This is a genomic window from Pseudomonas sp. 22085 (assembly GCF_052045815.1).
Lineage (GTDB): Bacteria > Pseudomonadota > Gammaproteobacteria > Pseudomonadales > Pseudomonadaceae > Aquipseudomonas > Aquipseudomonas glycinae.
Genome location: NZ_JBQEQA010000006.1, coordinates 249,300 through 270,886 on the forward strand (window position 1 = coordinate 249,300; position 21,587 = coordinate 270,886).

A 21,587-nucleotide genomic window follows, 5' to 3' on the forward strand; every position below is an offset into this window, starting at 1 on the left:
TCGCCGCCTTCAAACGCCCTGGCGCAGTTGTGCGCCCCGCGAACCGGATCCTGTCATGTTACGAATCACCGAACTCAAGCTGCCGATCGACCATCCCGACGAAGACCTGCGCGCCGCCATCGTGCAACGCCTGGGCATCGCCAGCGATGACCTGCTCGATTTCACCTTGTTCAAGCGCAGCTACGATGCGCGCAAAAAGTCTTCCGAACTGTGCTTCATCTACACCATTGACCTCGAAGTGCGCGAGGAGGCCAAAGTGCTGGGCAAATTCGCCGACGACCGTAACGTCAACGTGGCGCCGGATGTCAGCTACAAATTCGTCGGCCAGGCGCCAAGCGACCTGAGCCAGCGCCCGATCGTGGTCGGTTTCGGCCCGTGCGGGATCTTCGCCGGCCTGCTGCTGGCGCAGATGGGCTTCAAGCCGATCATCCTCGAACGCGGCACCGAAGTGCGCCAGCGCACCAAGGACACCTGGGGCCTGTGGCGCAAAAGCGTGCTCAACCCCGAGTCCAACGTGCAGTTCGGCGAAGGCGGCGCGGGCACGTTCTCCGACGGCAAGCTGTACAGCCAGATCAAGGATCCGAAATTCCTCGGCCGCAAGGTGCTGCACGAATTCGTCAAGGCCGGCGCGCCGGAAGAAATCCTCTACGTCAGCAAACCGCACATCGGTACGTTCCGCCTGACCGGCATGGTCGAGACCATGCGCGAAGAGATCCGCGCTCTGGGCGGTGAAGTGCGCTTCCAGGAACGCGTCACCGACGTGCTGATCGAGGACGGTCAACTGGTCGGCGTCGAGCTGGCCAGCGGCGAAACCCTGCACTCCAGACACGTGATCCTGGCGCTGGGCCACAGTGCCCGCGATACCTTCCGCATGCTCCACAGCCGTGGCGTGTTCATGGAAGCCAAGCCGTTCTCGGTGGGTTTCCGTATCGAGCACCCGCAATCGCTGATCGACCGCGCACGTCTTGGCAAGTATGCCGGCCACCCTAAATTGGGCGCCGCCGACTACAAACTGGTGCACCACGCCAAGAACGGCCGTTCGGTCTACAGCTTCTGCATGTGCCCGGGCGGTACCGTGGTGGCGGCGACTTCCGAGCCGAACCGCGTGGTCACCAACGGCATGAGCCAGTACTCGCGTAACGAGCGCAATGCCAACTCCGGCATCGTCGTCGGCATCACCCCGGAAGTCGATTATCCGGGCGGCCCGCTGGCCGGGATCGAGTTGCAGGAACGTCTGGAATCCCACGCCTTCATCCTCGGCGGCAGCGATTACAAGGCGCCGGCGCAACTGGTCGGCGACTTCATCGCCGGCACACCATCCACCGCGCTGGGCGAAGTCGAGCCGTCGTACAAACCGGGCGTCTCGCTGGGCGATCTGGCCCTGGCCCTGCCGGACTTCGCCATCGAAGCGATCCGCGAAGCACTGCCGGCGTTCGAGAAGCAGATTCGCGGTTATTCGCTGCACGATGCGGTGCTGACCGGGATCGAGACCCGCACCTCGTCGCCGCTGCGCATCACCCGAAATGAATCGCTGCAGAGCATGAACGTGAAGGGTCTGTTCCCGGCCGGTGAAGGCGCGGGTTATGCGGGCGGGATTCTGTCGGCGGGTGTTGACGGGATTCGGATTGCTGAAGCCGTGGCGCGTGACATTCTCGGTCTGAAAGACTGACCTGCACCGCCTGAAACACTGCAAAAACTGTGGGAGCTGGCTTGCCAGCGATGACGGACTCAGATTCACATTTAATGTTGACTGACACTCCGCTATCGCTGGCAAGCCAGCTCCCACATTGGTTACCGGTGACTCAAATATTTGCGCGCAACACTGAAGCCGGCAGCGCCTCACCCTGCTCGGCACTCGCCGTCACGGCCGCCATCAATCCCTCCAGCTCATAGCCCTGCGCCTTGAGCCACGCCTGATCGTAATACGTGTCCGCATAGCGCTCGCCGCCATCGCACAGGATCGCCACGATCGAGCCTGACTCCCCCGCTGCTTTCATCTGCTGCGCCGCCATCAGCGCGCCGATCAGGTTGGTGCCACTTGACCCTCCCACATGCCGGCCCAGACGCTGCGCCAGGTAATGCATGGCCGCCAGCGACAAGGCGTCCGGCACCTTGACCATCGCATCGATTACCTTCGGCAGGAACGACGCTTCTACCCGCGGCCGGCCGATCCCTTCGATCCGCGAACCGTGGTCCAGACGCAGGCTGGCATCGCCGGTCTGGTAAAAGTCGAAGAACACCGAACGCTCGGCATCCGCGCACAGTACGCGGGTGCAGTGCTGGCGGTAACGCACGTAACGCCCGAGGGTCGCGGTGGTGCCGCCGGTGCCGGGGCTGGAGATCAGCCAGGCCGGGCATGGATGCTGTTCGTAGCGCATTTGCTGGAAGATCGATTCGGCGATGTTGTTGTTCGCCCGCCAGTCGGTGGCGCGCTCGGCGTAGGTGAACTGGTCGATGAAGTGACCGTCGTGCTCGCGGGCCAGGCGTTCGGATTCGGCGTAGATCTGGGTCGGATCATCCACCAGATGACTCTGGCCACCGTAGAACGCAATCTGCGCAATCTTCTCTCTGGAGGTGGTCGCCGGCATCACCGCAATGAACGGCAAGCCGAGCATCCGTGCGAAGTACGCTTCGGAAATAGCCGTCGAACCGCTGGACGCCTCGATCACCGGCGCGCCGGGTTTGAGCCAGCCATTACACAAGGCGTAGAGAAACAGCGAGCGGGCGAGCCGATGCTTGAGGCTGCCGGTCGGGTGGCTGGACTCGTCCTTGAAGTACAACTCGATGCCCGGAAAGCCCGGCAACGGCAAGGGGATCAGGTGGGTGTCGGCGCTGCGCTGGAAGTCCGCTTCGATGATCCGGATGGCTTCGCGGGCCCACTGTCGGTTGTCGCTCATGGCTGTTGTTCTCGTTGAATCGGGCAAAAATGCCTTCACAGGCTCAGCCCCAAGCTTAGGAAAAAACCTACAGCACCGACAGATACAGCTGAACTTCAATACCTTGGGCAACTGCTAGGCTCTCCTGCACGTTGGCCGGCGCCCTGTAACCATATATAACAAAAAAGAATATAACTTTTGTTTTAACAACTAACGGTACGGGTTAGGGTGTGCCACCTTTTGACTTTATCGATGGAGAGCGACCTTGCCTCTGCGTAGCACTTTCACGCGTTTCTTTCAGTTGGAAGCTGCCAGCGGTCTGTTACTGATCGCCGCAGCCATCCTGGCTCTAATCATCAACAACTCGCCGCTGTCGTGGTTGTACAACGGCCTGCTCGACACGCCGGTGGTGGCGCAGATCGGCGCGTTGAAAATCGCCAAACCCCTGCTGCTGTGGATCAACGACGGCCTGATGGCGCTGTTCTTCCTGCTGATCGGCCTGGAAGTGAAGCGCGAAGTGCTCGACGGTCAGTTGTCTAAACCGTCGCAGATCGTCCTGCCCGGTGCGGCCGCAATTGGCGGCATGCTGGTGCCGGCGCTGATCTACTGGTTCCTCAACCGTGACAACCCGGCAGCCCTCGACGGCTGGGCGATTCCGACCGCCACCGACATCGCCTTCGCCCTTGGCGTGCTGGCCTTGCTCGGCAAGCGGGTGCCGGTGTCGCTGAAGCTGTTCCTCATGACCCTGGCGATCATCGATGACCTCGGCGCCATCGTGATCATCGCGATCTTCTATTCCGGCGAACTCTCGACCCTGTCGCTGGGCCTCGCGGCCGCGTGCATCGCGGCGCTGGTGGCGATGAACCGGCTCGGCGTGGTCAAACTCGGGCCGTACATGATCATCGGTCTAATCCTCTGGGTCTGCGTGCTCAAGAGCGGTGTCCACGCGACGCTGGCCGGCGTAACCCTGGCGTTCTGCATCCCGCTGCGCACCAGGAATGCCGAGCCTTCGCCGCTGCTGACCCTCGAACACGCGCTGCACCCGTGGGTGGCCTACGGCATTCTGCCGCTGTTCGCCTTCGCCAACGCGGGTCTGTCGCTGAGCGGCGTGACTGTCGAGAGCTTCACCCACCACGTGCCGATGGGCATCGCCGTCGGCCTGCTGCTGGGCAAGACCCTCGGCGTGTTCGGCCTGACCTGGCTCGCCGTAAAAATCGGCATCGCCGCCCTGCCTCAGGGCGCCAATTGGGGCCAGGTGCTGGGCGTGGCGATCCTCTGCGGGATCGGCTTCACCATGAGCCTGTTTGTCGGCTCACTCGCCTTCGTGCCGGGCTCCAGTGAATACGCCGGGATGGACCGGATGGGTATTCTCACCGGGTCGGTGTTTGCGGCATTGATCGGTTATGCGGTGACATTGGCGGCGAGCAGAAAGAACGCCGCACGGCCTTCCTGATGCCGTAGCGAACAATCCCCACGTCTTTAGAGATACGTCCTACAGCCACGATTTTCCTGCTTCGTTAACGTCGTGCAGCCCCTTTCGAGGGGCTGCCGATGCATGAACGAAAGGACAATCAGTGGCTGTTCAAAAGGACATTCCCCGGGTTCCCAACCCACCGGCGGGCGACGGGCATCACGTCTCCTACCGCTATATGACGGCTACCGAACTGGCCGATCAGCAAGACCGACAAGACAAGTACGACGCCATGCTGGCGCGGCAGGACGCCTTCGAGCGCAATCGAGAGGTCGCGGCGAACAAGCCTGAGCCGGTGCGCGCCGGCTGCACGTTTGCCAAGTCCTGCAAGTTGCCGGACGCGATCATCGATTACTCAAATCCGTCGGGGATGGTGCCGACAGACAGCCTGAAGGATTACGGCGAGCTGATTTTGCTCGGTGGCCGTGAGGCCAATGACAGCGGTGGGGTTGAACTCAAGAAAATCATCGGCACTGCCATTCCTGCGGGGCTGGGCACTTTTGCCCTTGCCGGTGAGGCGGTCAAGGGATTGCCCGCGATGGCCTCTGCTGCTGTCGCGACCCCGCTGCTCGGTTTGCTGGCGATGTTGATGCCCTCGAACCTGGGCGACAGCGCTCTCTACACCGAAGACCAGTTACTCGCCCTCAAACAGGCCCGAACCCGCGTGCGCTTGCGTGTTGAACAGCAGGCCGATGGCAGCCTTAAGGGTTACGGCTTCTATACCGGCAAGAATCGCGACTGGGAGATGGTTGATGTCGTGCAGTTCGCGGCACGCGATAGCCGGTTTGTTGCAGACCTTGGTGAAGGTGTTGAGCTGGTCTGGACGCCTGCTGTGGACGGTTCCGATATCCTCGGTATTCCTGCACTGGAGGCTGCTCCGCAGGCGCCGCATATCTGGGTGTATCCGCCGACGAAAGCGGCGGACGGGATTCTGGTGAATCCGGTTTATCCACCGGAGTATCGGGATTTCATATTGGTGTTTCCGGCGGAGTCCGGGGTTCGGCCGCTGTACATTGTTGTCAGCAAGCCTGGAGACCATAAGTACTACGATGATCCCGAAACGCTTCCTGCGTTCCCCGACACTCAAAGGGTGAAGTCAAAGGCCTCAGTGCGAGGTGGTGGAAAAAAGAGAGCCCGCTGGCTTGATGGAAAAGGCCGGATATATGAATGGGACTCCAAAACCGGCGCTATAGAGCTGTACGACAAGCTGGGAATTCATTTGGGAGAATTCAATCATTTGACGGGAGAGCGAACAAAAAAAGCAAAGCCAGGCAGAACGACTCCCAGATAACTCACTGAAGAGAGAAAGATGCGCTATTTATCGATCACCGGATTTTTCCCGGATGAGAAGCAGGATGACTCATTGCAATTCGAGCTCAAGGTAAAAGATTACGAACTGAGCCAAGCATTAGCGCAAATCACTGAATCCAAAACTCTTGAGGAAGTTGAACCAGGAGAGCTGGAGATGACTGAAAGTCAGGTCAGGCAGGCGTCAGAGCTTTTGAAAGTCGACTTTCCGAAAGGCCTGGAATATTTCATTGGCACTCGGGCGGGCTCGTAAACAACCAATAAAAAAACCCCGACCAGTCACCTGACCGGGGTTTTCTTTTACCGCTCGTTCGCGATTAGTGCGAAACGCGGCTGGTCCCGCCAACGGTGGAAATCCGTACCCGCTCACCCACGCGGAACACTTCATTCTCCTGCACTTGCTGCACGTAGGCGCGCATGCTGCCGTCGTCTTCACGTACGGTGATTTCAACACCTTGAGTGCGGGTCAGACCTTCTTCAGTGGCCGAACCGATCAGGCCGCCGGCCACGGCACCGATAACGGCTGCAACGATGCTGCCTTTGCCGCCGCCGATGGCACTGCCGCCAACACCGCCAACCACTGCACCGGCAGCACCACCGATCGGGGTTTTGGTGCCTTCGATTTTCACCGGACGCAGGGATTCGATGGTGCCCATGCGAATCGTCTGCACGCGACGCGCTTCGTCACGGGAGTAGGAGTCACCGGTCAGGCTCGACTGGCAGCCGGTCAGCAACATCGCCATCGTGGAAAAGGAAGCAACCAGCAGAACAGACTTACGCATAGCATCAACTCCAAAGGACAGGTATTCATTAAACTCCGCAGCTTGACGCCTGTCACGGCGTCGCCCGGATAAAGTTGCTTTCATTCAGGCCCGGTACAGGCACCCGCGAACTCCCCAACAGTAGCGCCAAATTCCATTTCCTGCGCCGCCGACCCAAGGATTTCCATGGATTACTTCATCATTGTCGTCACCACAGCCGCCGGCCTGTACTTCCATTGGTGGCTGTATGTGCGGATCAAACGCTGGATGGATCGCGATCTGGCATTGTCACTGGCCGGCAAGGATGAAGGCAAACGCGCGTTCATGCTCGAACGGCTGGAGCAGGCTCAGGCGCAGAAGATCAAGCGCCGGGACCTGCCGAAGTGGCTCCAAGCCGCTGCGGCAGACTATCCCGCTCGGTAGACTGCTCAGGGTGCCAGACGTTCAAGAATCCAGTCGGCGCCCTGCACACGGTAGTTGAGGCGATCGTGCAGGCGGCTCGCGCGGCCCTGCCAGAACTCCATGCGCTCGGGGAGCAAGCGGTAGCCACCCCAGTGTTCCGGGCAGTGAGGCTGAGTGTCGGTGAAGCGTTGCTCGGTCGCCTTGAGCAAATCTTCCAGCTCACCCCGGCCGTTGATCACCCGGCTCTGCGGTGAAGCCCAGGCGCCGAGTCGGCTCCCCAGCGGTCGCACCTGATAGTACGCATCCGACTCTTCGGGCGTGACCTTCACCACCCGCCCTTCGATCCGCACCTGGCGCTCCAAAGTCGGCCAGAAGAATGTCATGGCAGCAAACGGGTTCGCCGCCAGATGCTGGCCCTTGGCACTTTCGTAGTTGGTGAAGAAGGTGAAGCCCTGCTCGTCCAGCCCCTTGAGCAGCAGAATGCGGCAATGCGGACGGCCATTCGCATCCACCGTGGCCAGGGTCATGGCGTTGGCTTCCACTGGCGCCTGTTCGGTTTTCACCGCTTCGGCAAACCACTGGTGAAACAACGCAAAGGGCTCCGCCGGGGCTTGCGCCTCGGTCAGGCCATCCCGGGTGTAATCACGACGCATATCTGCCAGAGACTGGGTCACGGCGCATTCCTTTTCGTTAGCGGATCACTTTTTAGTGGTATCGGTCGCAGCGACTTTCTTGTCGGTTGCGGCGGCTTTGGCGGGCGCGGTCTTTTTCGCCGGAGCCTTGGCCGGGGCCTTCTTCGCTGGAGCCTTGGCAGCAGCTTTCTTGGCTGGAGCCTTTTTGGTGGCCGGTACAGCGGCTTTCTTAGCAGCCGGTGCCGGAGTCACCGGTTTGGCGGCAGGCTTGACGTCCTGGGCGGCGACCATCGTCACTGGCTTAGGTGCTGGCATGTTGTATTTGCTCAGCAGCGCGACCATGGTGTTCTGCGGGGTCACCAGCAGTTCGACACGGCGGTTCAGGGCACGGCCTTCAACGCTGTCGTTGGCGGCACGCGGCGCTTCGGAGCCCATGCCGCGCAGCATCAGGCGGTCACGCTGCAGACCACTGAGGCGGAAAATTGCCGCCACGGCCTGGGCGCGTTCCTGGCTCAACTTGACGTTGGCCGGAGCGGCACCGGTGGTGTCACTGTGACCGAGCACCAGTACGGCGGTTTTCGGGTCGGCTTCAAGGATTTTCGCCACGCGGGTGAACGGGCCGAGGGTCACTGGCAGCAGCATCGCCGGACGATCCGGGTTGAACGAGCCTTCCACCGGCGCGGTCACGACCAGCACGTTTTCACGGCGTTCGAGTTGCAGGTTGCTGTCCTTGATCGCGGTGCGCAGGCGCGGTTCGTAGTCATCCAGCCACGCTTGGGTCACTTTCGGATCGGGCATCGGCACGACTTTGGCAGTGTCCTGCTCCTTGCCACCAAACGGCCACCACCATTTGCCACCCTTGTCGGCCTCTGCCTTGGCGACTTCGACCGGTTTTGCTTCGGGCTTGGCTTCAGCTTTCACTTCTGGCTTGGCTGCCGCCGAGTCGTCCGAGCCAAACGGCCAGTACCACGGATTGCTGCTCTCGGCCTTGGCCACAGGCGCGGTGGCGGCCGGTTTCAATGGGGCAGGCGCCGGAGCCGGCTCCTTGGCTGCAACTTTGTCGGAAGAACCGAACGGCCACCAGCTGCCGCCATCGGTGTCGTTCTTCGGAGTCTGTGCACAACCGGTGATTGCGAAACACAGGGCCAGGGCGAGAGTTTGTTTGGACGACATTGGAAACCCACAAAAAGAATTAGTGAACAATCAGAGGACTTTCGCCCGGATAAACAGACGCTTTGAAACGAAAATCGCCATGAGGTTCCGGCCCTGGAACCTCGGACGATGCTTTACAGACAAGTGGCAAGTACCCGCGCCAGCTTCTGCGCGCGCGGATCCATCAAGACGTACGGCCCCAGGGTATTTGTCACAAATCCGAAGGCCACATCGTGCTCCGGATCAGCAAAACCGATGGAACCGCCCGCCCCCGGATGGCCGAATGCACGCGGGCCGAGGCCGTAGGTGGCGTTCGGCACGTCGGGTTGATCGAGCATGCAACCGAGACCGAAACGGGTGCGGGTCAGCAAGGTCTTGTCCTCGCCGAGGCTGTGTTCGCGGGTCAGTTCGTCGAGCATTTCGCTTTCCAGCAGGCTGCCGTCGAGCAGACCGGCGTAGAACCCGGCCAGGCTGCGGGCATTGCCGTGGCCGTTGGCTGCTGGTTGCTGCATGCGGCGCCACTCCGGCTTGTTGGTGCTGGTGAGCACCGACGGCGGATTGGTGAAGGCTCGGGTGGTCATCGCTGTTGGTTCGCGCATGGTCACTTGCAGCAGGCGCTGGGCAGCAGCGTCGCCGGTGTTGCCCTTGCCCCGGGCGATATGCGCCACGCGATGGAATTCTTCGTCGGCCAGACCGACATGGAAATCCAGCCCCAGCGGTTTGGCGACCCGCGCCACAATGGACTCCCCCGGCCCGCGACCGTCGGCACGCCGCAGCAATTCGCCGATCAGCCAACCGTAGGTGATCGCGGCATAACCGTGACCGGTGCCCGGCGTCCACCACGGTGCTTCGGCGGCGAGGGCGTCGACCATGGTTTGCCAGTCGTACAGCGCTTCAGGCGCCAACAGCTCGCGCAGGGCCGGCAGACCGGCCTGATGGCAAAGCAGTTGGCGCAGGGTGACGGACTCCTTGCCGGCAGCGGCGAATTCCGGCCAGTAACGGGCTACCGGCGCATCGAGCTGCAACTTGCCTTCGGCGACCAGTTGCAGCGCGGTGACGGCGGTGAAAGTCTTGGTGCAGGAGAACAGGTTGGCGATGGTGTCGCTGTGCCAGGCTTCGGCGCCGTCCTTGTCAGCGGTACCGGACCAGAGGTCGAGGACGGATTCCCCGCCGACCCGGATGCACAACGCGGCGCCGCGTTCCTGGGGATCGTCGAACAGTGCGGCGAAGGCTTCGCGCACCGCTTCGAATTGAAGCTCGTAATGTCCCTGAATCTGCACCCGCAACTCCCCCGCGAAAACGCTCTACAAAGTGGCCCGCATTGTTCCAGCCCAAGAGGCTTTTGGGAACCGCTGCGGGCCGGGCGGTCTTCAGGCTTCGTAATGATCAGTGACCGTTGCCGGAATGCCCGCCGGTGTGGCCTGCGCCCTGCCCCGGGCCTTTGCCGGCGTCAGCCTTGCGGCCGCCTTCGGTTTCGTGGCCGGCCTTGTCCGCTGCGGCAGCCGCTTTCTGCGCCTCTTTGCTCAACTGATCGACGGTCGCCAGGTTGCTTTTGCGCACCGTTTCGACAAAGCCCTGAAACGGCAGATCAGTGACTCCGACCAGACCAAAGTGACCGTTCTCGCCATCGAGCAGGCGCCCGGTCACCGGTTGGTCCAGATACTGGAACCAGTGCACGCCGACAATCGACGGTTCGCTCAGGGCCTGTTTGAGGAAGTTGGCATAAGCCGGGCCGCGGTCTTCTTCCTTGCTCAACGGGGTCACGCCGCCCCAGAACGGGCCACGGTCGGTGGAGCCGAAGTTGAATTCGGTGATCAGCACCGGTTTGTCGAAGTTGCGCAGCGCGGCGAAGTCATAACCGTCCTGCGGTTGCAGGGTGTACATGTTGAAGCTCAGCACGTCGCAATACTGGGCGCAGGACGCCACGGCTTCCGGGGTGCTGGTGGCGAAACGGCCGCCGAGCAGTAACTGGTTCGGCGCGTGCCATTTCAGCGAGTCGGAAATGGTCTTGAAGTAAGTGTCGGCGAAGACCTTCTGGAAGTATTTGAAGTCGGCTTCGATTTCCGGATGCTCCGGATTCGGCAGCGGCGCCTCGAACCCGGGATCCTCCATCAATTCCCACGCCGGCAGATCAATCCCCCAGGCTTTCGACAGACCCGCCTGATTGCGGTACTTGTCGCGCAACTGCTTGAGAAACGCACGTTTGGCCGGAACGTCGGTGGTCATTTTCAAGGTGCCGTAAGCCAGCGCGTAACGGGATTTCGGATCATCGCCGGGGCCGGCCCAGGCCAGTTCATTGTCGGCGAAGTAGCCGATCAGCCACGGATCATCACGATGATCGCGGGCGGCGATGGCCACGGCGCGCTCGGTGGCCATGGCAAATCGTGGGTCGAACGGGTCAGGCATGCCGCCCCACCAGTCGGTGCCGGTGCTGATGCTGGTGTAATCGCCGACGATCGACAGCGGCAAGGTGTACGGCATGCGCTCGGCGTCACCTAGGACGGGGGCGCTCCAGTTACCGACCGTGTTGAAGCCCCAGGCTTGCAGACGATCAAGGGTGTGGCTGGCCCACTTTTGCTCGTCGACGGTGTTTTTGCACGGCGTCGCGACACTTTGCCCGCTGGTGGCTGCCGACTCGGCGACCCCGGCTTTCGGCTGTTCGGAGGCGGCTACCGGTGCACTGGCGTTGGTTGCCGCCTCTTCGGCGGCGCCAGCCTTGGCGGCTTCGGCGACACCGGCCTTGTTGCCGCTATCCGGGATGCATGGCTCGCCATAAAGCCGCTGAAGGTTGGCGCCGTAGAAGTCGTACCAACGCCCGAAGTTGTAGCCACGGCCCTGATCGGCGCCGTTGCCGCCACGGTTATCACCCTCGCCGAAGTGGCTGGCCAGCGGCTCTTCCGGTTTTGGCAGGGATTCGAACATGTACTCGCGGCCGGCCACGTAGGTCTGGTTGACCTCCGGGCTGACGGTGTTCACGCCCAGGGAATAGAACGGATGGCCCTCGGGCGTCACCAGATACCAGCGGCCGTCACGTTTCTCAGTGCGGAAGAAACCGCTGGCCTTGAACACCGGGCCTTTGCTCCAGCCACCGAACTTGTCCAGCGAGGACTTTTCGCGCTCGGCCAGCCAGGTGCTCAGTTGTTGCTGTTCTTTGGCGGCGGCGGATTTCAGTTGTTCGTCATTGGCGACTTTCTCCGGCCACTTGCCGCGAGTCGACTGGCCATAGGCGTCCACCAGATTGCCGTAGGCGGATTTGATCACCTCGCCTTCGTCCTGCACGCCAAAGCGTTCCAGCAGCAGACTTTGCGCGGCTTTCGGCTGATCCATCGACAGGCTGACCGACACCACCTGGCTGCGATCCAGCTCACCGCTGCTGCTCGCCAGCAGGATGCGCTGCCCGTCGATCATCATCGGCATCACCGGCCCGGCTTTCATGCCCTGACTCAGTGGCGAGGTCGCGGTCAACGGCACGAGCAAGGTCTGCGCCGGGCCGGCCGGCAGGTCAACGCGGCTGACCAGGGTCTTGCCGTCGTTGCTCTGGATCTGAACGTAGACGGTCACCGCCCAGTTCATCGCGCTCTGGATGCGCAGGCTCATCATCCCGGACTGCGACCAGTCCCAGGCACCGGTCTGCGGGGACAGACGCAAGGTCGGGCGGGCCGTCGGATTGAACGTCACCCGCCGCAGCACTTCGCCTTCGGGGGTCTGCTCGGCGTTGGCTTGCGGCAGGTCGGCGTTTTCGGTCGCCACTTTCACCACATCGGCGGGGCGGACAAAGTTGAACAGGGTCTGCTGGCCAGCAGGTGCCGCCAGCAAGGGGCCAGCGAAAACCAGGGCAAAAACGGCAGGCAACGAACGACGAATCATGAGAACGGAATTCTCCCTAACGACCCGCAAGGGCCAATGGAAAAGCAGTGACAGAGAGATAGACAGCGCGGCGGGCAAAACTGCCCACCGATGTCTCAGGATATTTCACGACGGAAAGGAGGCAACGCATTGAGGATCGCCTTGCCGTAGCGCTGGGTGACCAGCCGCCGATCCAGCAAGGTGATGGTGCCGCGGTCTTCTTCGGTGCGCAGCAGACGACCGCACGCCTGGACCAGCTTCAGCGAGGCATCGGGCACCGAGATTTCCATGAACGGATTGCCGCCCCGGGCTTCGATCCATTCCGACAGTGCGGCTTCGACCGGATCGTCCGGCACCGAGAACGGGATCTTGGCGATCACCACGTGCTCGCAGTAGGCGCCCGGCAAGTCCACGCCTTCGGCGAAACTGGCGAGACCGAACAGCACGCTGGAATCACCGCCATCGACCCGCGCCTTGTGCTTGTTCAGGGTTTCCTGCTTCGACAAGTTGCCTTGAATGAACACTTGCTTGCGCCAGTCGCGGTCGAGGCCGTCGAACACGTCCTGCATCTGCTTACGCGACGAAAACAATACCAGACTGCCGCGCGAGCCTTCGACCAGTTCCGGCAGGTCGCGGATGATCGCGGCGGTGTGGGCGGCGGCATCGCGCGGGTCGGCCTTCAGGTCCGGCACCCGCAACACACCGGCATCGGCGTGATGGAACGGGCTCGGTACCACGGCGGTGACGGCTTTCTTCGGCAGGCCGGCGCGCATGCGGAAACGGTCGAAAGTACCAAGAGCGGTCAAGGTCGCCGAAGTCACCAGACAGCCGTAGGCCACGTTCCACAGGCTGCGGCGCAGGGTTTCGGCGGCGAGGATCGGGCTGGCGTTGACCTCGATGTCGAACAGCGAACCGCTTTCGGCCAGGGTCAGCCAGCGGGCCATCGGCGGGTTGTCTTCCGGATCTTCAGCGGTGAACGCGGTCCACAGCTCCCAGTTGCCGGAGGCGCGGGACAACAGGCTGCCGAACAGTGGGTACCATTCTTCGGCCTGATTGCTGGCGATGCCGATGTTGACTTCGCCGTCCATGCCTTCCTTGAGCAGATCGGTCAGGCGGGTGAACAGGTCGTTGAGGCGGGCAAAGCCTTTTTTCAGCTCGATGCCCATCTCGCGCATGTGTTCCGGAATCACCCCGCCGATGAAGCGATGACGCGGACGTTCGCGGCCTTCGACGTCTTCACCGGGCTTGAAATCGGCAATCTGTTCGCAGGCGGTGAACATGAACTGCTGCTGGGTCTTGATCTCCCGCGCCAGCTCCGGCACCTGCTCGATCAGCTTGCCGAGGTCGCCCGGCAACGGGTGCTGGGCCAGCAGCTTGGTGAGGTTCTTGGCGGTGGTTTCCAGCCAGTCGGCGGTGGAACGCAGGCGCGTGTAATGGGCGAAGTGGCCGATGGCCTTGTCCGGCAGGTGATGACCTTCGTCGAACACATAGATGGTGTCGCGCGGATCGGGCAAGACTGCCCCGCCGCCCAGCGCCAGATCGGCCAGCACCATGTCGTGGTTGGTGACGATCACGTCGACCTTGCCCATGCCTTCGCGCGCCTTGTAGAAGGCGCACTGGCCGAAGTTCGGGCAATGACGGTTGGTGCACTGGCTGTGATCGGTGGTCAGGCGCGCCCAGTCGGCGTCTTCCAGCGCGTTGGGCCAACTGTCGCGGTCGCCGTCCCATTTATTGCCGGCAAGCTTCTCGATCATGCTGGTGAACAGCTTCTGGCTGGCCTCATCGACCTCGATCTTGAAGCCTTCTTCTTCGAAAAGCTGAGCTGTGGCGGTCTGCGCATGGCCTTCCTGCAACAGCATGTCGAGCTTGGACAGGCACATGTAGCGGCCACGGCCCTTGGCCAGGGCGAAACTGAAATTCAGCCCGCTGTTGCGCATCAGGTCGGGCAAATCCTTGTAGACGATCTGCTCTTGCAGGGCGACGGTGGCGGTGGCGATCACCAGGCGCTTGCCGGCCAGTTTCGCCGTCGGGATCGCCGCCAGGCTGTAGGCCACGGTCTTGCCGGTACCGGTGCCGGCTTCCACCGCGACAATCGCGGGGTCGCCACTGCGCCGGCCTTCGTCGTCGGTGTCGATATCCCCGAGGACCTTGGCGACTTCAGCGATCATCAGGCGCTGGCCATAACGCGGTTTGAGGCTCTTGGCCTCTAGAAAACGCGAGTAGGCGCCCTGGATCGTGGTTTTGAGTTCAGTGCTGATCATTGAGTGTCGGGCGCAAAAAACGCTGGATAAATTTTCAGTGGTTCGGATGGGGGGCTATCATACCCCGCGAATCAATCCTGCGCAGATCGGAGTACCCCAATGACACCTTTTAGCCTCGTTTACCCCATCCATGTACTGGCCGCGCTGGTGTGGGTCGGCGGCATGTTTTTCGCCTGGATGGTGCTGCGCCCTGCGGCGATGAAGGCCCTGGACGGCCCCGGGCGCCTGACGCTCTGGGTGGAAGTGTTTCAAGGTTTTTTTCGTTGGGTGTGGGGGGCGGTGATTCTGCTGCCGGTGACCGGAGTGGGCATGCTGCATCTGCAACACATCGCCTTCGACAACGCGCCGCGTTATGTGCAGGTGATGATGGGGTTGTACGTGGTGATGACCGCGCTGTTCATCCGGATTCAGGCCTTGATGCTGCCGGAACTGCGCACGGCGGTGCAGGCGAAGGACTGGCCGGCCGGTGCGGCAGTGCTGGGGCGGATTCGCAAGGTGGTGGGGTTCAATCTGCTGGTCGGGGTCGTGCTGGTGGCGGTGGCGGCTGCGCGGCCCTCGTTCTGACAAGCGCACCCTGACTGATACCTGATCGTTCCCACGCTCTGCGTGGGAATGCAGCCCGTGACGCTCCGCGTCACTGGACGCGGAGCGTCCCTTGAGGCATTCCCACGCGGAGCGTGGGAACGATCAACGTAGAGGGTAGGTGCAATCGATTACAAGCGCTGTACGGTGACAGACCCCGCCGCACCCGCAGGCCCCGGCTGCCCGTCGGCACCCGGCTTGCCGCTCTTGCCGCCATCGGCGCGATAGACCAGGCAGCCCTTGGACTTGCCACCCGCCCCCGGTTTGCCGCCAGGACCGGCCGGGCCACCGGCACCGCCGGCAACTTCGACCTTGATCAGCTCGGCCGGAAATTCGCGCGGCACTTCAAGACGCACCAGTGCGCCCGGTGCACCCGGCTGACCGTCGCTGCCGTTGCTGCCATCAAAACCGTGTCCCGCCTGACCCCAGGTGCATCCCGGCTCTTGACCGTTAGCGCCATCAAGACCGACAAAACCTGGTGCACCGGTGCCGCCACGGGCATCGACCACCAGTTTCGGCGCATTCAACGCCTTGAATTGCAGGTTCAGATTGCGCCCGGCACGGGCGGCTTTTTCGTAGGTGCCCGGGGCACCACGGGCGGTGATCTGGCTGCCCTCGCCGAGTTCGGCGCGGATGACTTTCATATCCAGCGCCTGTTCGCTTGGCACAATGGCAATGCGCGCCTCATGGCCCAGTCGCAATTCGCCGACACTCAGCTCGGTCACGTTCGAGGGAATCAGCAAGGTGCCGTAATCGGCGACCACCAGTTTTTCCAGCTGCAAAGTGCTGGCGGTGTTGGGCAGACGCATCAGGGAATTGGTTTCGACGCTGACCACCTGGGCGCAGGCCAATGGACTGATGAATGCAGCGAGCAGGCAGAGTTTACGCATGGGAAGCCTCCGGAGCGGCCGGGGCCGGGATGGTTTGCAGGTGGAATACGCCGAACAACAGGATCCGGCCACGATCACGCCAAGGGTGCGGACGGCCCTTGAGGCTGCGGTTGCACAGCAGCACTTCGAGCACGTGGATCGCCAGCAGCAGAGCGCCGGCCAGATTGACCAGCAGGTGCAGCGGATGAACAAACGGCACCAGCTGATTGGCCAGCACCACGCAGCAGAACAGCAGGGTCAACAATCGCCCCAGCCCACAGAACACCTTCATACGCTCCCCCGTGTTGCGAATTATTCTTTGGGCGCACAGTAACGGCTTCTGCAGGGGATAAGCCAGAGGGAAAAATGAAAAAAACCGATCCATCGCCGGATGGCTGCCGGTTCGACGATGATCATCGACCGACAGCTCTAGCCTGCGGACTACAGACGCATCCTAACGATTGATGTGCAGTTCCACCCGACGGTTTTGCGCACGCCCCTCATCCGTGTTGTTATCGGCGACCGGTTCGCTCTCGCCACGCCCTTCACTGGTGAGTTTGTTCGGCGCCAGGCCCTGACTCAGCAAATACTCCGCCACACTGCTGGCGCGGCGCTCCGAAAGTGCCTGGTTGTAGGCATCCGAACCCTTGCTGTCGGTGTGACCGATGACCTTGATGCTCACCACGTCAGCATTGCGCAGTTTGTCCATCAACGTGTCGAGCTGGCTTTTCGCGGCCGGTTTCAGATCGGACTTGTCGAAGTCGAACAACACGTTGCCGGCATCGTTGAGGGTGATGACTTCGGTTTGCGGGGCCGGTTCGGCGGGTTTCTCGGTGACCGGGTATTGCGGCAGCGGACAGCCACGGTGGTCGACCGGGGTGTTGGCCGGGGTATCGGGGCAACGGTCGCGGCGATCGAACACGCCGTCGTCGTCTTCATCGCCATCCTGGGCATAGCAGATCAATCCGCCGGTGAGGATCCCCAGCGCAGCGCCACCGCCGGCCCAACCGCTGCTTTCGAGCGCGCCGAGACCGCCGCCGACCAGTCCGCCAATAAGGCTGCAGATCGGCCAGGTACGTTGATTGAGGGGAGCGGTGCCATCGCTGTGGGTGGCGCAACCGGTCAACAGGCTGCCCAGCAGCAGAACCGGCAAGACGGACCTTGTAAGAACACTCATCGTTAAAGCTCCTGTGTCACCGGCTCATACCGGTTACACAGGAGTAAAGACCCGCATCCGCGACTGCACAAGCCGCGGATGCGAGGGGGCTAGCGGTTGATTTTGATTTCGGTACGACGGTTCAGCGCGCGACCGTCGGCAGTTTTGTTGTCTGCCACCGGCTGGCTTTCACCGGCACCGGTCACCGACACGAAGCTGCTTTGCGGTACGCCGCTTTCGACCAGGTACTTGACCACCGAGTGCGCACGGCGATCCGACAGTTTCTGGTTGTAGGCATCGCTGCCGACGCTGTCGGTATGGCCGGTCACGGTCAGTTGCGCCGTGCTGGATTCCTGTTTCAGGCGCGAAGCGACTTTATCCAGGACCAGTTTGTCGGCCGGGGTCAGCGTGGCCTTGTCGAACTGGAAGTGAACATCGCGGATGACAATGGTTTCTTCCTTGACCACTACAGCTTCTTCGACCACTGGTGCAGGGGCTGGTGGAGGGCAGCCGTCAGCATCGACCTGTACGCCTTTAGGCGTGCCCGGGCACTTGTCGCGACTGTCCGGCACACCATCGCCGTCTTCGTCGCCATCACCGTGAACCCAGCAATAGGCTGCTGCCGTACCGCCGACGAGTAACGCGCCATACCCCGCCCATGCGGAGCTTTCGGTCGCGCCGAGACCCGCACCGACGACACCACCGACTGCCGCACAGGTCGGCCAGTCGGTTTTCTGCAAACCTGCGCAACCAGTCAACACACTGGTTAGCAGAACCAAGGGTAATGCTGTCCGAACTATGCTCATCTAGTTTTCTCCTGAGGGATCGGCTTAGAACCGATTCAGGGAGTAAAGACCGGAGTTTTAATCTCCGCCAGCAATAGGCCATTGCTGTTTGTGCGCCTGTTCACGGGACTTCGACGAATTTGCCGCAAACCCGCAGGACAGAGATCTAGGCCTTGGCGTCCGGGCAGGCTAGTCTTGGCGCTCTGATTGAGGAGCTTCGATGAACGTCGCCATTTCTTCCCGCACGCCGCAGCAGGCATTGGCCGCCCTGCTCGACCGCTACGCCCCGGCACGCCTGCTGCTGATCGGCGCCAGCGAGTTCCCGGCGCTGGCTGCCTTCAAGGAAGCGCACCCGGACACCTGCGTCGCGCACGCCGCGCCCGGTGCGTTGCCGGCGGAACTGGCGGCCCGGCGTTTCGACCTGGCGCTGGTGGTCGATTGCCTGGAACATTTGCCCAAGCGTGACGGCCTGAATCTGTTGGGCGGGATCCGCAACCTCAACGCCAGCCGCATCGCGGTGCTGGCGGATCTGCCGGCCAGCGGCTGGCAGGAGACCGATTTTTACTCACTGGCCCTTCAGGCCAGCGAACGCTTCGCCCGCGACGAGCAGGTACTGACACTCTTCACCTACGATCTGCTTGACTACAAACAAGTCCCCGACTGGCTCAACTCACGGTTCTGGGCCAATCCGGAAAACTTCGGGAAATACTGGTGGTAATGCAATGAGTACAGCCATTTGCCCCTGCGGCAGCGGCAACCTGCTGGATGCCTGCTGCGGTCACTATCACGCCGGCCACCCGGCCCCGTGCGCCGAAGCCCTGATGCGCTCGCGCTACAGCGCCTACGTGCTGGGCCTGATCGATTATCTGGTGGCGACCACCCTGCCCGCCCAGCAAGCGGGGCTGGATCGCCAGTCGATCAGCGACTGGAGCGCCCAGAGCACCTGGCTCGGCCTGGACGTGGAAAGTTCGGAAGTACTCGGCGGTCAGCCGGAACACGCGTTCGTCACCTTCACCGCGCGCTGGCATGACGGTCAGGGCGAGCACAGCCACCGCGAGCGCTCGTCGTTCGTGCAGAACAGCGGACGCTGGTACTTCATCGACCCGACCGTGCAACTGAAGCTGGGCCGCAACGACGCCTGCCCGTGCGCCAGCGGTCAGAAGTTCAAGAAATGCTGCGCGGGGTATTTCGGCAGCTGAAGCTAGACTGGGCAGCAAAGGGAGTTAAACCATGCTCGGTCATTGGCGCACATTTCAGGCTTTCTCACTGCTCATGCTCTTGGGGATCAGCTTCTCGGGGCTCGGCGGCTGTGCGTCGTGGTTTACCGACGACACACGCGACCCCGCCGTGCACCTGGTGAAAGTCGAAGTGGTGCGCGCCAAGTTGCTGGAACAGAAATTCATTCTGCACTTTCGCATCGACAACCCCAACGACAGCGACCTGACCGTGCGCGGTCTGGAATACCGCATACACCTGGCCGACATGCTGCTGGCCGAAGGCGAGCACGAACACTGGATCACGGTGAACCCCAAAAGCAGCGCGTTTTACAAGGTGCCGATCCGTACCAACCTGTGGCCGAAGGTCAAAGAGGTGGTGAAAATGCTGAAAAACCCGAACCAGCAGATTCCCTATCGACTGGAGGGCGAGATGGAAACCGGTTTATTCATCGCGCACTACGTGCACCTGGCGCGCAATGGCGTGATAATCCCCGCCGATTTGATTACGGAGTGACCCCGATGACCCAGCAACCTCATGTCCATGGCCCAGACTGCAACCACGATCATGACCATCACCATGATCACGACCATGGCCATGTCCACGGCCCGAACTGCGGCCACGCCCACCAGGAACCGGTGCGCAACGCCCTGAAAGACGTTGGCCGCAACGACCCTTGCCCATGCGGCAACGGCAAGAAATTCAAGAAGTGCCACGGCGCTTGATGCCTTGGGCGGAGAGCATCTTCGCCTGAGATACCGCCTTCGCGAGCAAGCTCGCTACCACAAGGATCGCGCTCCATCAGGAGCAACTCGGTCGAATGTGGGAGCTGGCTTGCCAGCGATGAGGCCGGCGCACTCCCCGATCAGTATCAGACTGCCTCAAGAATCCCGGCACTGCTGATCACCGTCGCATACTCCCCGTGCAAATTCCCCAGCGACATCGCATGCACCTCCTCAGCCGAACGCAACGTGCCGAAATAGTCGGCCTTGTCGAAGGTAAAGCACGCATCCTCCGCTACCCACGCGTCAAACCCCAGATTGCCCGCCGTGCGCGCCGTGGATTCCACCGAGTTGTTCGTCGCCACGCCGACGATGACCAACTGCCCGATCCCCGCCTCACGCAACTTCGCCTCAAGCCCCGTCGCACAAAACGCATCCGGCACCTGTTTCTGAATCAGCCACTCGTCGTCCTGCGGCAGAAACCTTTCCTGAAAATCCACGCCTGACTGCTCCGGCCAGAACACCGAATCCGGTGAGCGCGACAAGTGCTGCACGTGGATCACCGGCCGACCGCTGCGCCGCCAGAAGTTCAGCAAGTCGAGGATTCGTTCTTCGGCCAACGGATTATTCCGCCGCCCCAGACGCGGCTGCAGGATGCCTTTTTGCTGGTCGATGATGATCAGTGCAGCGTTGGCCTGAAGCTCCATGGCGATTTTTCTCACGCGGGGTCATTGAATTTCCCGTACTTGAGCATCACCTCCTGTGACTAAGCAAGCTATCGAACGCACACAGGACAACCTGAAGCTGGCGTTTGCTGTCCGCACGTAAGCCATTTTCCTGATTTGGAGCTTTCCATGATCGACCTGTATTACTGGACCACGCCCAACGGCCACAAGATTTCCCTGTTCCTCGAAGAAGCGGGCCTGCGCTACGACGTGCACCCGATCAATATCAGCCAGGGCGAACAGTTCCAGCCGCACTTTCTGAAAATCGCCCCGAACAACCGCATCCCGGCCATCGTCGATCATGAGCCGGCTGATGGCGGCGAGCCGTTGTCGCTGTTTGAGTCCGGGGCGATCCTGCTATACCTCGCGGAAAAGACCGGCAAGTTCCTGCCCAAGGATCTGCGTGGCCGCCAGGTGGCGCTGCAATGGCTGTTCTGGCAAATGGGCGGGCTGGGGCCGATGGCCGGGCAGAACCATCATTTCAGCCAGTTTGCCCCGGAAAAAATCCCCTACGCGATCAAGCGCTACATCGATGAAACCGCCCGTTTGTACGGGGTGCTGGACAAGCAACTGGCGAACAATGAGTTCGTCGCTGGCAGCGAATACAGCATCGCCGACATGGCGATCTACCCGTGGATCGTCTCGCACAAATGGCAGAGCCAGAACCTCGAAGACTTCCCGAACGTGCAGCGCTGGTTCAACCACATCAAGGATCGCCCGGCGACCGTGAAGGCCTACGCGCTGGTGCAGAAGATCAATCCGCCGAAGTCCTGACCTGCCTTGATCGTTCCCATGTAGAGGCGTCGAACCGTCCGCGTGGAATT

General features: G+C 61.8%; 23 protein-coding genes. 11 read left to right on the top strand and 12 right to left on the bottom strand.

What is annotated here, in order from left to right; genetic code table 11:
• Window positions 1-55 precede the first annotated feature (55 nt).
• Window positions 56-1,669 (top strand): NAD(P)/FAD-dependent oxidoreductase, encoded by a 1,614-nt coding sequence (locus ACTJK7_RS09565; RefSeq protein WP_440780740.1) that lies wholly within the window; start codon window positions 56-58, stop codon window positions 1,667-1,669.
• Window positions 1,670-1,802: 133 nt separating this feature from the next.
• Here ACTJK7_RS09565 and ACTJK7_RS09570 read toward each other — a convergent pair whose 3' ends face one another.
• Window positions 1,803-2,897, bottom strand: coding sequence for a PLP-dependent cysteine synthase family protein (locus tag ACTJK7_RS09570; RefSeq protein WP_440780739.1), 1,095 nt, complete (start codon window positions 2,895-2,897; stop codon window positions 1,803-1,805).
• Between the two features lie 244 nt (window positions 2,898-3,141).
• Here ACTJK7_RS09570 and nhaA point away from each other — a divergent pair, with 244 nt between their 5' ends.
• From nhaA to ACTJK7_RS09585, 3 genes are all read left to right on the top strand, one after another.
• Window positions 3,142-4,329, top strand: a complete 1,188-nt coding sequence (nhaA, locus tag ACTJK7_RS09575) for a Na+/H+ antiporter NhaA (RefSeq protein WP_440780738.1) — start codon at window positions 3,142-3,144, stop codon at window positions 4,327-4,329.
• Between the two features lie 121 nt (window positions 4,330-4,450).
• The gene (locus ACTJK7_RS09580) at window positions 4,451-5,638 is read left to right on the top strand and encodes an S-type pyocin domain-containing protein (RefSeq protein WP_440780737.1); all 1,188 of its coding nucleotides are present in this window, start codon (window positions 4,451-4,453) and stop codon (window positions 5,636-5,638) included.
• A gap of 18 nt (window positions 5,639-5,656) precedes the next feature.
• A complete protein-coding gene (locus ACTJK7_RS09585; protein ID WP_011332788.1) occupies window positions 5,657-5,908 on the top strand; it encodes a pyocin S6 family toxin immunity protein in 252 nt (83 codons plus the stop codon).
• 64 nt (window positions 5,909-5,972) lie between these two features.
• Here the strand turns inward: ACTJK7_RS09585 and ACTJK7_RS09590 are convergent, their stop codons facing one another.
• Window positions 5,973-6,437 carry a glycine zipper 2TM domain-containing protein gene (locus ACTJK7_RS09590; RefSeq protein ID WP_007969461.1) on the bottom strand — a complete coding sequence of 155 codons (465 nt, stop codon included), beginning with the start codon at window positions 6,435-6,437 and terminating at the stop codon, window positions 5,973-5,975.
• 165 nt (window positions 6,438-6,602) lie between these two features.
• Between ACTJK7_RS09590 and ACTJK7_RS09595 the strand changes: the two genes are divergently transcribed.
• Window positions 6,603-6,839, top strand: a complete 237-nt coding sequence (locus ACTJK7_RS09595) for a hypothetical protein (RefSeq protein ID WP_064382934.1) — start codon at window positions 6,603-6,605, stop codon at window positions 6,837-6,839.
• Between the two features lie 5 nt (window positions 6,840-6,844).
• On the opposite strand, the gene pdxH is transcribed toward ACTJK7_RS09595, so the two are convergent.
• The 5 genes from pdxH to dinG form a co-directional block, all read right to left on the bottom strand.
• Window positions 6,845-7,492 (bottom strand): pyridoxamine 5'-phosphate oxidase, encoded by a 648-nt coding sequence (pdxH, locus tag ACTJK7_RS09600; protein WP_085655636.1) that lies wholly within the window; start codon window positions 7,490-7,492, stop codon window positions 6,845-6,847.
• Between the two features lie 24 nt (window positions 7,493-7,516).
• A complete protein-coding gene (locus ACTJK7_RS09605) occupies window positions 7,517-8,623 on the bottom strand; it encodes an OmpA family protein (protein WP_323150778.1) in 1,107 nt (368 codons plus the stop codon).
• 113 nt (window positions 8,624-8,736) lie between these two features.
• Window positions 8,737-9,882, bottom strand: a complete 1,146-nt coding sequence (locus ACTJK7_RS09610; RefSeq protein ID WP_108559908.1) for a serine hydrolase domain-containing protein — start codon at window positions 9,880-9,882, stop codon at window positions 8,737-8,739.
• Between the two features lie 106 nt (window positions 9,883-9,988).
• The gene (locus ACTJK7_RS09615) at window positions 9,989-12,469 is read right to left on the bottom strand and encodes a beta-agarase (protein ID WP_440780735.1); all 2,481 of its coding nucleotides are present in this window, start codon (window positions 12,467-12,469) and stop codon (window positions 9,989-9,991) included.
• A gap of 95 nt (window positions 12,470-12,564) precedes the next feature.
• On the bottom strand, window positions 12,565-14,709 hold the full coding sequence (gene dinG, locus ACTJK7_RS09620; protein ID WP_007952008.1) for an ATP-dependent DNA helicase DinG: 2,145 nt from the start codon (window positions 14,707-14,709) through the stop codon (window positions 12,565-12,567).
• 99 nt (window positions 14,710-14,808) lie between these two features.
• Between dinG and ACTJK7_RS09625 the strand changes: the two genes are divergently transcribed.
• Window positions 14,809-15,273: a CopD family protein gene (locus ACTJK7_RS09625; protein ID WP_064382929.1), complete on the top strand. Its 465-nt coding sequence runs from the start codon at window positions 14,809-14,811 to the stop codon at window positions 15,271-15,273.
• 149 nt (window positions 15,274-15,422) lie between these two features.
• Here the strand turns inward: ACTJK7_RS09625 and ACTJK7_RS09630 are convergent, their stop codons facing one another.
• From ACTJK7_RS09630 to ACTJK7_RS09645, 4 genes are all read right to left on the bottom strand, one after another.
• On the bottom strand, window positions 15,423-16,181 hold the full coding sequence (locus ACTJK7_RS09630; protein ID WP_108559904.1) for a hypothetical protein: 759 nt from the start codon (window positions 16,179-16,181) through the stop codon (window positions 15,423-15,425).
• Window positions 16,174-16,452 (bottom strand): DUF1145 domain-containing protein, encoded by a 279-nt coding sequence (locus tag ACTJK7_RS09635; protein WP_085612355.1) that lies wholly within the window; start codon window positions 16,450-16,452, stop codon window positions 16,174-16,176. Before ACTJK7_RS09635 ends, ACTJK7_RS09630 begins: the two co-directional genes overlap by 8 nt.
• Window positions 16,453-16,614: 162 nt before the next feature.
• Window positions 16,615-17,337, bottom strand: a complete 723-nt coding sequence (locus ACTJK7_RS09640) for an OmpA family protein (protein ID WP_039771352.1) — start codon at window positions 17,335-17,337, stop codon at window positions 16,615-16,617.
• Window positions 17,338-17,426: 89 nt separating this feature from the next.
• Window positions 17,427-18,122 (bottom strand): OmpA family protein, encoded by a 696-nt coding sequence (locus ACTJK7_RS09645; RefSeq protein WP_011332779.1) that lies wholly within the window; start codon window positions 18,120-18,122, stop codon window positions 17,427-17,429.
• Window positions 18,123-18,321: 199 nt separating this feature from the next.
• On the opposite strand from ACTJK7_RS09645, the gene ACTJK7_RS09650 reads away from it, so the two are divergent.
• Genes ACTJK7_RS09650 through ACTJK7_RS09665 form a run of 4 tightly spaced genes read left to right on the top strand, consistent with a single transcriptional unit; the run spans window position 18,322 to window position 20,041 of the window.
• Window positions 18,322-18,819 carry a DUF6231 family protein gene (locus ACTJK7_RS09650; RefSeq protein WP_011332778.1) on the top strand — a complete coding sequence of 166 codons (498 nt, stop codon included), beginning with the start codon at window positions 18,322-18,324 and terminating at the stop codon, window positions 18,817-18,819.
• Between the two features lie 4 nt (window positions 18,820-18,823).
• Window positions 18,824-19,300 carry a YchJ family protein gene (locus ACTJK7_RS09655; protein WP_064382925.1) on the top strand — a complete coding sequence of 159 codons (477 nt, stop codon included), beginning with the start codon at window positions 18,824-18,826 and terminating at the stop codon, window positions 19,298-19,300.
• Between the two features lie 31 nt (window positions 19,301-19,331).
• Window positions 19,332-19,832 (top strand): LEA type 2 family protein, encoded by a 501-nt coding sequence (locus ACTJK7_RS09660; protein WP_064382924.1) that lies wholly within the window; start codon window positions 19,332-19,334, stop codon window positions 19,830-19,832.
• A gap of 5 nt (window positions 19,833-19,837) precedes the next feature.
• Window positions 19,838-20,041, top strand: coding sequence for an SEC-C metal-binding domain-containing protein (locus ACTJK7_RS09665; RefSeq protein ID WP_003198420.1), 204 nt, complete (start codon window positions 19,838-19,840; stop codon window positions 20,039-20,041).
• A gap of 146 nt (window positions 20,042-20,187) precedes the next feature.
• Here ACTJK7_RS09665 and ACTJK7_RS09670 read toward each other — a convergent pair whose 3' ends face one another.
• On the bottom strand, window positions 20,188-20,745 hold the full coding sequence (locus tag ACTJK7_RS09670; protein ID WP_108559902.1) for a cysteine hydrolase family protein: 558 nt from the start codon (window positions 20,743-20,745) through the stop codon (window positions 20,188-20,190).
• A 147-nt stretch (window positions 20,746-20,892) separates the two neighbouring features.
• Between ACTJK7_RS09670 and ACTJK7_RS09675 the strand changes: the two genes are divergently transcribed.
• Complete coding sequence (locus ACTJK7_RS09675) at window positions 20,893-21,537, top strand: glutathione binding-like protein (protein WP_039771345.1); 645 nt, start codon at window positions 20,893-20,895, stop codon at window positions 21,535-21,537.
• Window positions 21,538-21,587 lie beyond the last annotated feature (50 nt).

Coding starts and splice junctions, on each gene's coding strand:
- ACTJK7_RS09565 (WP_440780740.1), top strand. CDS start 56: ATGTTACGAATCACCGAACTCAAGCTGCCGATCGACCATCCCGACGAA.
- ACTJK7_RS09570 (WP_440780739.1), bottom strand. CDS start 2,897: ATGAGCGACAACCGACAGTGGGCCCGCGAAGCCATCCGGATCATCGAA.
- ACTJK7_RS09585 (WP_011332788.1), top strand. CDS start 5,657: ATGCGCTATTTATCGATCACCGGATTTTTCCCGGATGAGAAGCAGGAT.
- ACTJK7_RS09590 (WP_007969461.1), bottom strand. CDS start 6,437: ATGCGTAAGTCTGTTCTGCTGGTTGCTTCCTTTTCCACGATGGCGATG.
- ACTJK7_RS09595 (WP_064382934.1), top strand. CDS start 6,603: ATGGATTACTTCATCATTGTCGTCACCACAGCCGCCGGCCTGTACTTC.
- ACTJK7_RS09605 (WP_323150778.1), bottom strand. CDS start 8,623: ATGTCGTCCAAACAAACTCTCGCCCTGGCCCTGTGTTTCGCAATCACC.
- ACTJK7_RS09615 (WP_440780735.1), bottom strand. CDS start 12,469: ATGATTCGTCGTTCGTTGCCTGCCGTTTTTGCCCTGGTTTTCGCTGGC.
- dinG (WP_007952008.1), bottom strand. CDS start 14,709: ATGATCAGCACTGAACTCAAAACCACGATCCAGGGCGCCTACTCGCGT.
- ACTJK7_RS09625 (WP_064382929.1), top strand. CDS start 14,809: ATGACACCTTTTAGCCTCGTTTACCCCATCCATGTACTGGCCGCGCTG.
- ACTJK7_RS09630 (WP_108559904.1), bottom strand. CDS start 16,181: ATGCGTAAACTCTGCCTGCTCGCTGCATTCATCAGTCCATTGGCCTGC.
- ACTJK7_RS09635 (WP_085612355.1), bottom strand. CDS start 16,452: ATGAAGGTGTTCTGTGGGCTGGGGCGATTGTTGACCCTGCTGTTCTGC.
- ACTJK7_RS09640 (WP_039771352.1), bottom strand. CDS start 17,337: ATGAGTGTTCTTACAAGGTCCGTCTTGCCGGTTCTGCTGCTGGGCAGC.
- ACTJK7_RS09645 (WP_011332779.1), bottom strand. CDS start 18,122: ATGAGCATAGTTCGGACAGCATTACCCTTGGTTCTGCTAACCAGTGTG.
- ACTJK7_RS09650 (WP_011332778.1), top strand. CDS start 18,322: ATGAACGTCGCCATTTCTTCCCGCACGCCGCAGCAGGCATTGGCCGCC.
- ACTJK7_RS09655 (WP_064382925.1), top strand. CDS start 18,824: ATGAGTACAGCCATTTGCCCCTGCGGCAGCGGCAACCTGCTGGATGCC.
- ACTJK7_RS09660 (WP_064382924.1), top strand. CDS start 19,332: ATGCTCGGTCATTGGCGCACATTTCAGGCTTTCTCACTGCTCATGCTC.
- ACTJK7_RS09665 (WP_003198420.1), top strand. CDS start 19,838: ATGACCCAGCAACCTCATGTCCATGGCCCAGACTGCAACCACGATCAT.
- ACTJK7_RS09670 (WP_108559902.1), bottom strand. CDS start 20,745: ATGGAGCTTCAGGCCAACGCTGCACTGATCATCATCGACCAGCAAAAA.
- ACTJK7_RS09675 (WP_039771345.1), top strand. CDS start 20,893: ATGATCGACCTGTATTACTGGACCACGCCCAACGGCCACAAGATTTCC.